Origin of the sequence: Streptomyces sp. NPDC008238 (assembly GCF_042956445.1) — a bacterium.
Lineage (GTDB): Bacteria > Actinomycetota > Actinomycetes > Streptomycetales > Streptomycetaceae > Actinacidiphila.
Genome location: NZ_JBIBGK010000044.1, coordinates 35,030 through 44,787, shown reverse-complemented (window position 1 = coordinate 44,787; position 9,758 = coordinate 35,030). Strand labels below are relative to the sequence as shown.

Sequence of the window (9,758 nt, the reverse complement as noted above, 5' to 3'; positions counted from 1 at the left end):
GTGGCGAAGGTGCTGCGGGTGCATGTGCGCTCGGTACAGCGCTGGCGGCGCGAGTGGGCCGAGCGGGGTGAAGCGGGCCTGGCCTCGAAGGGGCCGGCGTCCTTGCCCAAGCTCAGCGACGAGTTGTTCGTGAAGCTGGAGGCGGCACTGGCGTTGGGGGCGATGGCGCACGGCTGGTCCGACGAGCGCTGGACGCTCGCGCCAATCAGGACGCTGATCGGGCGGATGTTCCACAAGAGCTACACCGCGCCCGGGGTGTGCCTGTTGCTGCACCGGCACGGCTGGTCGCCCCAGGTCCCGGCTCGCAGGGTCGTGCAGCGCGACGATGAGGCGGTCGCGACGTGGGTGAAGGAGACCTGGCCGGCCGTGGAACCACCGCGGCGGCGCTCGGGGCCTGGACCGTCTTCGCCGACGAGGCCGGATTCTCGATGACGCCGCACACCGCCCGCACCTGGTCCCGCACAGGCGTCACCCCGGTAGTCCGGGTCAACGGCGGCAGCAGACGTCACCTGTCCGTGGCCGCGCTGTGCTGCTACAAGCCCGGCGAGCGGCCGCGGTTGGTCTTCCGGCACACCGGTGACCGGCGGGTCGACGGCCGCAAAGGCTTCTCCTGGAAGGACTTACGAGACCTGCTCACCGCCGCCCACACCAAGCTCGGCGGACCGATCGTGCTGGTCTGGGACAACGTCGGCCTGCACCTCAGCCGCGCGATGCGCGCCTGGACCACGGCTCGAGACTGGCTCACGGTGTTCCAGTTGCCGGCCTATGCACCGGACCTCAACCCCGTGGAAGGGATCTGGTCCAGCCTGCGACGCACCAGCCTGGCCAACATCGCCTTCGCCGACTACACGCACCTGGTCAGCGCAGTCCGCCGGGGCCTACGCCAGATCCAGTACCGGCCCACCATCATCACCGGCTGCCTCATAGGCACCGGCCTCGCCACAAGCCCCGGCGACATCACAAATTCTGTATGCCTTGTCCGCGGCGAGGCTGTCGGGCTTCTTGCGGGGCCTGCTCGGGCCGGGCTTGGGAATGCGGATCTTGTCCAGCACCTGCTTGAACTGGGTGCAGTCCGCCCGCTGGCCTGGTGTGACGATCAGGGACAGCGGACGGCATCGGCCGTCGGTGCTCAGGTGGAGTTTGCTGGTGAACCCGCCCCGCGAGCGGCCCAGGCCCTCACTTCCTGCACACCTCCACCAGGCGGGCGTGCAGGCTCTGCCACACTGTTTCGCCCTGGTGTTCTGCCTGTTCGCCCCCCTTTGACGCGGGGGCCGGTAGGGATCGGTGCGGGCGCCGGCCGCGTGCTGATGAGCGCGAACGATGGTGGAGTCCACCGAGATGTCCCAGTCGATCTCACCGGCGGCATCGGCCGCGGCCTGGACCTGCTGCAGCAAACGTTCCCAGGTCCCGTCCGCAGACCACAGCCGGTGCCGTTCATAGACCGTCTTCCACGGCCCGAACCGTTCCGGCAGGTCACGCCACTGCACCCCGGTCCGCACCCGGTGCAGAATCCCGTCGATCACCTGCCGGTGATCCCTCCACCGGCCACAACGCCGGTTACTGACCGGCAGAAACGGCCGCAGCCGTTCCCATTCCGCATCGCTCAAGTCACCCCGCCCCATGTCCACATCAACGACGCGGACGGCGAGTAGTCACATGATCGTCCGGACAAGTCCTAATCCGGCTCCGGCGGGGCGCCGATTCACATGTGGCAGTGGCCGTGCCGTCGGGCAGGTCGTTAAGGTAGCTGCTGCCTCTGATCGCCGAGGCCAACCGGCACCGGCCCAATTCCGCGCCCGGCACCTCCGGCAATACACGCCAATTACGTCCTGCTCGGCATGCTGATCGAGACAGCCACCGGCAACTCCGCCCGGGCCGAGATCATGCACCGCATCGCCCAATCCCCTGCACCTGAGCGGCACACCCTTCCCCGACACCTCGACGCCTACACCCGGAAGGGGCGCCTGGCCACACCAGCCGTTTCCTCCTAGGGGTACCGCGGCGGTACCTCACCGGGGTCCAATGGTGAGAGATAGCCCTTCGCACCCGTACCGGTCAGAAGAGGCATGCAAATGGATCCATGGCTGATCTGGTTGATCATCGCAGCAGTGTTGGCTGTGGCGGAGATCTTCACGCTCACTGCGGCGCTCGGAATGCTCAGCGTGGCCGCTTTGGCCACGGCGGGGTCCGCCGCGGTCGGGCTACCGCTGCCCTTCCAATTCCTGGTGTTCACCATCGTCGCCACAGTCACCGTGCTGTTCGTGCGCCCGATCGCGCTGCGCCATGTCCTCCAGCCCCAAGCAGAGCGCTTCGGTGTGGACGCACTGATCGGCAAGGGGGCCTATGTCGTCTCCGAGGTGACGGGCCTGGGCGGAAGGGTCCGTATCGACGGTGAGGAATGGACAGCCCGCGCCTACGACGAAACGCTGGTGATTCCTCCCGGAGCGACCGTCGACGTCATCGAGATCAGCGGTGCCACCGCAATCGTCTACCCCAGGGACTGAAACATGGAGACCACGGCGTTTTTGATCGCCGGCCTGATCGTCGCACTGTTCGCGGTCTTCACCGTGGTGCGGGCGGTCCGTATCGTGCCCCAGGCACGCGCTCGCAATGTCGAGCGCCTCGGCCGCTACCACCGGACTCTCAAACCCGGTCTCAACCTCGTCATCCCTTACATAGACCGCGTTCATCCCGTCATCGACCTGCGAGAACAGGTCGTCTCCTTCAAGCCGCAGCCGGTCATCACCGAGGACAACCTGGTCGTCGAGATCGACACCGTCCTCTACTTCCAGGTCACCGACCCACGAGCGGCCTTCTACGAGATCGCGAACTTCCTCCAGGCGGTCGAGCAGCTCACCGTCACCACCCTACGCAACGTCGTGGGGTCCATGGACCTGGAGAAGACCCTCACCTCACGGGACACCATCAATAGCCAGTTGCGGGGGGTGCTGGACGAGGCCACCGGTAAGTGGGGGCTGAGGGTCAACCGGGTGGAGATCAAGGCCATCGACCCTCCGCAGTCAATCAAGGACGCCATGCAGAAGCAGATGCGAGCCGAGCGAGACAAACGCGCCGCGATTCTCGGGGCCGAGGGCCAGCGACAATCGCAGATCCTCACCGCCGAAGGCGACAAGCAGGCCGCCGTCCTACGCGCTGAGGGTAACCGAACGGCTGCAATCCTCCAGGCCGAGGGCCAGTCCCGGGCCATCGACGAGGTGTTCCAGGCCGTGCACCGCAACGACCCCGACCCCAAGCTCCTCGCCTGGCAGTATCTCCAGATGCTGCCCCAGCTCGCGCAAGGCCCGGGCAGCACGTTCTGGGTGATCCCCAGTGAGGTGACCTCCGCACTCCAGGGCGTCTCCCGCGCCTTCAGCGAGGCGCTGCCCCAGTCACCGGCCACCCGCGACAAGCCCTCGGACGACATGGCTGCCCAGGCCGCCAGCGACACGGCCCAGGCCGCACAAGCCGCCGCCGCGGCCCTCGCCGACGCAGCCAGGGCCGAAGCGCCCCCTGGCCACCCCCTCCCTCGTGCCGGCGGCGTTGACTCGTGAGCGTCATATGCCCGCGGCAGTCCTGATCATCAGAAGCTGACGGTGCGAAGATCCGCGGCATCCTCGACCAGGCTCGGAGGAGACCCCGCACCTATGTTCTCGGGTGGCGATGGTGCGCTTCGCCACGTGGCGCGCCGATCGCGACATGGACGGCCGGCCTTGCCGTCATGCCGATACGCGCATCCGCTCGCATTTCATAACGCGGCGCCTCCCGCTACCCAGAGGCCCGTACTCCGTCCCGCGGGGCGATCGAACGATCACACCGCGGGACGGAACGGCCATGCGCTCGTGCGCGATGTCGCCGAGGCCTTCGGACGCGCGCAACCGGTGTCGCTCGTCGTCCGGTCGGGCATGTGTGTGCCTGCGGCCGCCCCGTCCGTCGGAACAGTGCGCAGGGTGCGGTGTGCTTCAAGTGAGGGAATCCTTTATGTCTTTCAAGAACGTCAAGAACGGCGTGCTTGCCGCGGTGGCGGTGGCGACCATCGTGGGCGCCGCAAGTGCGGGGGCGACGCTCACCGCGAACGCCGCCACTCCGAGTGCGGCAACGGCTGCATCAAGATCTACAGCGCGCCAGGTTCGGCACCCCCGAGCGGCCGACCCTCGTCGAGACGGTCTACCGGGGCGTTGCAAGGGTCGGACAGCCCACCACGATGTACCCCGTCAGCACGTCCCACGGGGCCGGCGACATCGTCGGTCACCGCTCCGGCACGGTGACCGACTTCTACAAGGACGGCTTGGTGTCCGCCGAGGTGAACAAGCACTACGGCAAGCCGCGCGCGGCGGAGGTCGAGTACGCCCCGCACGGCATGCGCACCGGCCTGTGCGCGGGCCTTGCCCACACCGCCTATCAGGACGAGGGCCTCACCCTGCAAAAGTGCGGCATGTCCACCAGGACCGTCTGGATCATCGACACCACCGACCGCCCGACACCACCCCGCAGGGGCACTTCCCGCTACCCACCACCCATATGCCATGACCTTCACTCACAACGCGTTTTAAGAGCGGTGGGCACACGCACGCAGGTCACAGGCACACCGGCCACTGTGCCGCCGCGCCCAACCAAATCCGGGTCGAGAGGCTGATGGGCAACCGCTCCCACGTGCCCGCCGGCCAGCTCTGGGGAACCACCAAGTAACCGGCCCCACGAGCTGCCCGATAGCGCCCGTGGTGCCGCCCCTCAGGCAGCACCACAGACCTTTCTGCACCCAGCCGCCTGAGCGCGGACTGGCCGGTCGCTGGTGACGACCGGGTCGGCCGTGAGATGCGCGTCGGCGCATGCGGCGTGTGCCTCCGAGGGAGCTCCCGCGCGGTCCGAGGCGCGCTCTCCGCATGTCCCGGTGGGGAGGACTCGCCGTGCACATACCGCAGGTGGTTTTCCGGCAGCCGTTAGGAGCACCACTCCCAACGGAAGAGGGGCCAGGATGGAGTCACCACCCATCAAGCCCTCGCGCTTACTCCTCATCGGCAACACAAGTATTCGCTCCTATTGACTGCGAGCTCTCCGGCCGGTGGCACTCGCCCCTCCCCCACACACGCTCCGGCCCGCGGGCGGATCCCGAAGGAGACCCGACATGTCGAACACCGGTAACAACGGCGACCGCACCCCCGAGGGCCGGTACTACCCGTGGTGGCTTGACAACCTGGCCGACGACGCCACGCTCGAAGGCGGGGCGATGAACGGCACCGCGCGCGGCGCGGAAGCGGTGCGCACCATCGTCGTGAAGGCCCGCGAACTGTACGAGTTCCAGGACTTCAGCTACACCGACGGCTTCGGCGACAACGGCTACCTCGAGATCTACGACGCCTCGGTCGAGGGCGAACCCATCAAGGTCGTCGTCACGGTCACCCGTAACGACGCAGGTCAGGCCCAGGACCTCGCGATGCTCCACCGTCCGCGCCACTCGCTGCTGCTCTTCTCCCGCCTGATGCGGGGGAAGCTTGCTGGCACGCCCCTCGCCGAGCACTTCATGGCAGACGAGTGCTGAACCGGCCACCCAACGATCGTTGCAGTATCAACTGATTGTTTCAGAATGACGTGCGGAGTCGTAGGAGGCAGATGATGCTGCAAGCGAGTCTGAGGAGGCCCTGGTGGAGGCAGGCACGGCGTTCGTAGCGTGTCCTCGGCCGCCCCGCTGGCGCAAGCCCGGCGGCCGCTATCGCCACGCCGGCAGCTTCGGTGCCTGGCAGTTTCGTAGGGCGATTGGTCGTCGGCGACCGCCTGCTTCCCGTTGCGTGGAAGCGGTTGGTCTGTGACAGCCTGCTTTGCCGAACGCGCGCGCATGATCACAACCGGGCTGGCTTCACCGTTCCATCAAGCGCATTTGGGCTTCGTCGTGGGTGTCGCCGACCGCCGGGGGAAGGTTGTTGAGCTTTTCGAGCTGTTCGGTCGTCAGCTCCAGGGTCTCGGCGGCGGTGTTCTCCTCGACGCGTGCCACGCGCTTGGTGCCGGGGATGGGGGCGATGTCGTCGCCCTGGGCCAGCAGCCAGGCAAGGGCGATCTGCGCCGGGGTGGCCCCCACTTCAGCGGCGATGGCTTGGATGTCGTCGGCGATGCGCAGGTTGTGCTGGAAGTTCTCACCGGTGAAGCGAGGGTTGTTCTTGCGCAGGTCGGTGTCGTCGAAGCCGCTGGTGGAGCGGATCTGCCCGGTGAGGAAGCCGCGCCCCAGGGGCGAGTAGGGCACAAATCCGATGTTCAGTTCCCGCAGCAGCGGCAGGACCCGTGCCTCGGCGTGATCCCGGGCCCACAAGGAGTACTCCGACTGGACGGCAGCTATCGGATGCACGGCGTGGGCACGGCGGATGGTCTCAAGCCCGGCCTCGGACAGACCTATGTGGCGGACCTTGCCCTCGCTGACCAGTTCGGCCAGCGCCCCGACCGTGTCCTCGATGGGCGTGTTCGGGTCTACCCGGTGCTGGTAGTACAGGTCGATGTAGTCGGTGCCCAACCGCTTGAGCGAGCCCTCCACGGCCGTGCGGATACTGGCCGGGCTGCTGTCGAGCTGACCGGACGGCCGGCCGGTATGCGAGATCATGCCGAACTTCGTCGCCACCACGGTCTGGTCGCGACGCCCCTTGAGCGCCTTGCCGAGAAGTTCCTCGTTGATGTACGGGCCGTACACCTCGGCGGTATCGAGGAACGTGACCCCCAGTTCGAGGGCCCGGCGGATGGCGCGGATCGACTCGGCGTCGTCCGTGTTGGCGCCGGTGTAGGCGTAGGACATCGACACCAGGCCGAGACCGATACGGGAGACATCCAGGTCCCCCAGCTTGATGTGCTTCATCGCAGTTCTCTCATTTCTCTGGCAGTGCAGGAATCACTGGCGTTGCCCCCGGGCGCCGTGGCTCATCACCTTGTCGATCATCGGCCCTGGGCGGGGAGGGCAGCAGTGCGGGCCCTGATCCGCTCTTCGCTACGTCGAGCCGCAGAGCGGGTGGTGGCTGTACCGGAACAGGGCCTCACCGGTCGTCGCCAGCAGGTCAAGCGTCCAGGGGACGCCAAGCGGGGCCGTCGCTGTCGCGCCGGACGTAGCCGAACACCACGTCCGCGAAGTGGATGCCGAACCCGATCGTGTCGGGCTCTTCCAACGCGGCGACGAGACGGCGGCGATAGTCGGCTGCCGGGATGGGGTCGCCGTCGAAGGCCAAGGACCATTCGGGGTTTTCGACCTGGATCGGTGAGAGCATGGCGTCACCGAAGGCGATCAGCCGCTGCCCGCCCGAGGTGATGACGTACTCAGCATGTCCGGGTGTGTGGCCGGCGCCGATCCGCATCCGTACTCCCGGGAAGATCTCCTGCCCGTCCGACACGGTGCGGACGCGCGGTGCCAGCCCGGCCATCTCCCTACTCATGCCCTGGGCCTGCAGCACAGCGCGCTGGGCCCATTCCGGTTCGGACACCAGGTAGTCAGCATGGGCGAATGCAGGCCGGTCACCGTCCGGGGCGGGATGCCAGGCCCAACCGATGTGGTCCTGGTGCAGGTGAGTGAAGGCCACCGCCTCGATCTCCTCGGGCCTGCGGCCGAGGTCGGCAAGGCCGTCCAGGAGCGCACCCCCGTACATCTCGGCGACCGGGCCTTTCGAGGCGTGCGAGTCGTGCGGCCCGATCCCCACGTCGATCAACAATGCGCGGTCGCCGCTCTCCACCAGCAGGCCACCGATGCTCACAGCCAGATTGCCGGACCCGTCCAAGAATTCGGGTCGCGCGGCCCACACCTCGCTGGGGGTGCCGGGAAGCAGATCGCGCGGCCTGAGCCGCGCCGCTCCGTCCGGCACATAGGTCACCCTCAGGTCGCCCAGTCGTACGGACCGGATACCCGCCGGCTTTTGCAGCCGCTCGTGCAGGTCGGCCGTGGAATACACCATGGTCACTCCTCGATGTCAGATCGTCGTCGCGTCGCCCAGGAGGCGATGACAGCACCGTAAGCATCAAGCTAGAATAATGCAAACTTGAACGGTTCTGGCTTGATGGATTTGGTAGAGTGGGCGGCATGACGAATCCCTTGGAGCAGGCCGCTGCCGAGCGAAGGGTGTGCGGCCTGGTGAAGGGGCTGGCCCAGCAGATTGACGATCATGTACGCGTACGCGCCGCCACACTGGGCCTCACCGTCCCCCAGGTGACTGCACTCCGCGAGATGACCGGGCCGATGACCATGCGAGAGCTCGCCGAACGCATGAGCTGCGAACCCTCAAACACCACCTTTGTCATCGACAAGCTCGAGAAACAGGGCCTGGTCGAACGACGCGCGCACCCTACCGATCGCCGCGCCAAGCACCTCGTCCTCACCGCCGAGGGCAGTTCCCTGCGCGACCAGGTCCTGGAGGTCCTCGCCCAGGACTCACCGCTGGACGGCTTGGACGCTCAGCAGCGGCGCGTCCTGCGAGACCTGCTCGAGCAAGTCGTTGTCCGTCCCTGAGTCGGCTCCAACGCAGCGGTCCCGTTGCGGTGGCACGGCTCTGCAGTCCGTAACTTGCCTGCCGGTCGGGAGGCGAGACCGCTGTCGACCGCCTCGTAGATGCAAGAGGCTCCCCGGTTCGCTGACCGTGTGCTTCGACCGGCCTGGCGCCTAACGCGCGAGGGCGGGCTCGCGCACAACGTGACAGTAGAAGGCCCCGCGGGATACGGGCGGGAGTACGTCCAGCGGGGTCTCAGTTCCAATGTGTTCGCCGGTCGCGAGCGGTGCGCGCCGGGATCGGGGGCGGCCCCGCCGCGTCAGGCAGTTAATCGGCGGGGCCGCGCATGCGCCCGCCCGGCCCTCACCACGTAGCCGGACGGGCTGCTGGGGGCTACGGGCTTTGCTCCGCGCGAGCGGGGATCAGGAGGTTCCAGCCGACGCCGGAGCAGGTTTCCGGAACGGGCGGGAAGGTGTGGCCCTGCACGTTGGTGCTTGTGACGGTGAAGCGGTGCCCTTCGCCGCACGTGCACTCGTAGGTGCCGCTGACCGGGACTTTCTCCCCGGGGCGGTGCATGCGTGTCATCTCGTTCATCAGGTCCTCCTCGCCGATCGGGGCCCGGAAAGGGCCCGATCGGCGAGGGCGCCGATCGCCGAGGGCGGTAGTGCCCCTCGGGGAGCCACCGGCACGGCCGGGATGGAGTGCGGTGGCTCCGACGGGTCGTCTCACCTTCCGCAGTTCACCGAAACCCCTCGGGTCTGGTTCCTCATGTTGCGTCCAGCTCAGGCGGCGCGACGATGCGAACTCCGCCGGTGACGTAGCGCCCAGACGGGCACGGGACGGTTACTAGGGGGCCGGGCGGGCCCGTCGGTCAGGGCGGGTGACGAACGGGCCCGCACTATCCACCTTGCGCCCTGACCAGCCACAGAGCGCTTTCGAGGGCCAGCCAAGGGCAGGCGGAAGGCCACTCGTACGACCGGGCAGACCCGCTTGGAGGCTGCCCGCGAGCTTGGGCGCCTCAGGCGGCTGCCTGCTGCACCTTGTCCTTGAGGTGATGGATATCGCTCTCCTTGAGCGTGCCATCCGCCTGCTCGTACTGGCTCAGTGCCAGGCCCAGCGCGAAGAAGGTCGGGGCCCATTCGCCCACGTAGATTCCCCAGCGGTCGGCGCGGGCCAGGCCGACGCCGGGTTCCGCGGTGAGACTGGTGGCCCAAGCGGCGATGGACAAGCCGATGGACGCCATGCCGGCCAGGTACGCGTGCTCGCTGCGTACGCCCATGCCGTGCATCTTTTGGATGATCATGACGGGCTCCTCGG

The 9,758-nt window shown here is 67.6% G+C and carries 10 protein-coding genes and 2 pseudogenes; 7 read left to right on the top strand and 5 right to left on the bottom strand.

Annotated elements, in window-relative coordinates; genetic code table 11:
• Positions 1-432, top strand: a 432-nt coding sequence (locus tag ACFZAU_RS39830) for a winged helix-turn-helix domain-containing protein (RefSeq protein WP_500556275.1), incomplete at its 5' end; no start/stop codon positions are given.
• Positions 429-794, top strand: a pseudogene (locus tag ACFZAU_RS39825) (transposase); the annotation flags it as partial. The gene ACFZAU_RS39830 and the pseudogene ACFZAU_RS39825, both read left to right, overlap by 4 nt.
• Before the next feature lie 174 nt (positions 795-968).
• Here the strand turns inward: ACFZAU_RS39825 and ACFZAU_RS39820 are convergent.
• A pseudogene (locus ACFZAU_RS39820) lies at positions 969-1,622 on the bottom strand (IS5 family transposase); the annotation flags it as partial.
• A 450-nt stretch (positions 1,623-2,072) separates the two neighbouring features.
• On the opposite strand from ACFZAU_RS39820, the gene ACFZAU_RS39815 reads away from it, so the two are divergent.
• The 4 genes from ACFZAU_RS39815 to ACFZAU_RS39800 all read left to right on the top strand — a co-directional run bounded on the left by ACFZAU_RS39815 (position 2,073) and on the right by ACFZAU_RS39800 (position 5,536).
• Entirely contained in the window at positions 2,073-2,504 is a 432-nt protein-coding gene (locus ACFZAU_RS39815) for an NfeD family protein (protein ID WP_500556274.1), read from the top strand.
• Positions 2,505-2,507: 3 nt separating this feature from the next.
• On the top strand, positions 2,508-3,551 hold the full coding sequence (locus ACFZAU_RS39810) for an SPFH domain-containing protein (protein ID WP_500556273.1): 1,044 nt from the start codon (positions 2,508-2,510) through the stop codon (positions 3,549-3,551).
• Between the two features lie 650 nt (positions 3,552-4,201).
• Entirely contained in the window at positions 4,202-4,633 is a 432-nt protein-coding gene (locus tag ACFZAU_RS39805) for a hypothetical protein (protein WP_500556272.1), read from the top strand.
• A 489-nt stretch (positions 4,634-5,122) separates the two neighbouring features.
• Positions 5,123-5,536 (top strand): hypothetical protein, encoded by a 414-nt coding sequence (locus ACFZAU_RS39800; RefSeq protein WP_500556271.1) that lies wholly within the window; start codon positions 5,123-5,125, stop codon positions 5,534-5,536.
• 315 nt (positions 5,537-5,851) lie between these two features.
• Here the strand turns inward: ACFZAU_RS39800 and ACFZAU_RS39795 are convergent, their stop codons facing one another.
• Together ACFZAU_RS39795 and ACFZAU_RS39790 are read right to left on the bottom strand one after the other, a co-directional pair.
• A complete protein-coding gene (locus tag ACFZAU_RS39795; RefSeq protein ID WP_500556270.1) occupies positions 5,852-6,832 on the bottom strand; it encodes an aldo/keto reductase in 981 nt (326 codons plus the stop codon).
• A 196-nt stretch (positions 6,833-7,028) separates the two neighbouring features.
• Positions 7,029-7,913, bottom strand: coding sequence for an MBL fold metallo-hydrolase (locus ACFZAU_RS39790; RefSeq protein ID WP_500556269.1), 885 nt, complete (start codon positions 7,911-7,913; stop codon positions 7,029-7,031).
• A 125-nt stretch (positions 7,914-8,038) separates the two neighbouring features.
• On the opposite strand from ACFZAU_RS39790, the gene ACFZAU_RS39785 reads away from it, so the two are divergent.
• Positions 8,039-8,464, top strand: a complete 426-nt coding sequence (locus tag ACFZAU_RS39785) for a MarR family winged helix-turn-helix transcriptional regulator (protein ID WP_500556268.1) — start codon at positions 8,039-8,041, stop codon at positions 8,462-8,464.
• Positions 8,465-8,834: 370 nt separating this feature from the next.
• Here the strand turns inward: ACFZAU_RS39785 and ACFZAU_RS39780 are convergent, their stop codons facing one another.
• Positions 8,835-9,035: a hypothetical protein gene (locus ACFZAU_RS39780; protein ID WP_500556267.1), complete on the bottom strand. Its 201-nt coding sequence runs from the start codon at positions 9,033-9,035 to the stop codon at positions 8,835-8,837.
• Positions 9,036-9,459: 424 nt separating this feature from the next.
• Positions 9,460-9,744, bottom strand: coding sequence for a hypothetical protein (locus ACFZAU_RS39775; protein WP_500556266.1), 285 nt, complete (start codon positions 9,742-9,744; stop codon positions 9,460-9,462).
• Positions 9,745-9,758: the final 14 nt, after the last annotated feature.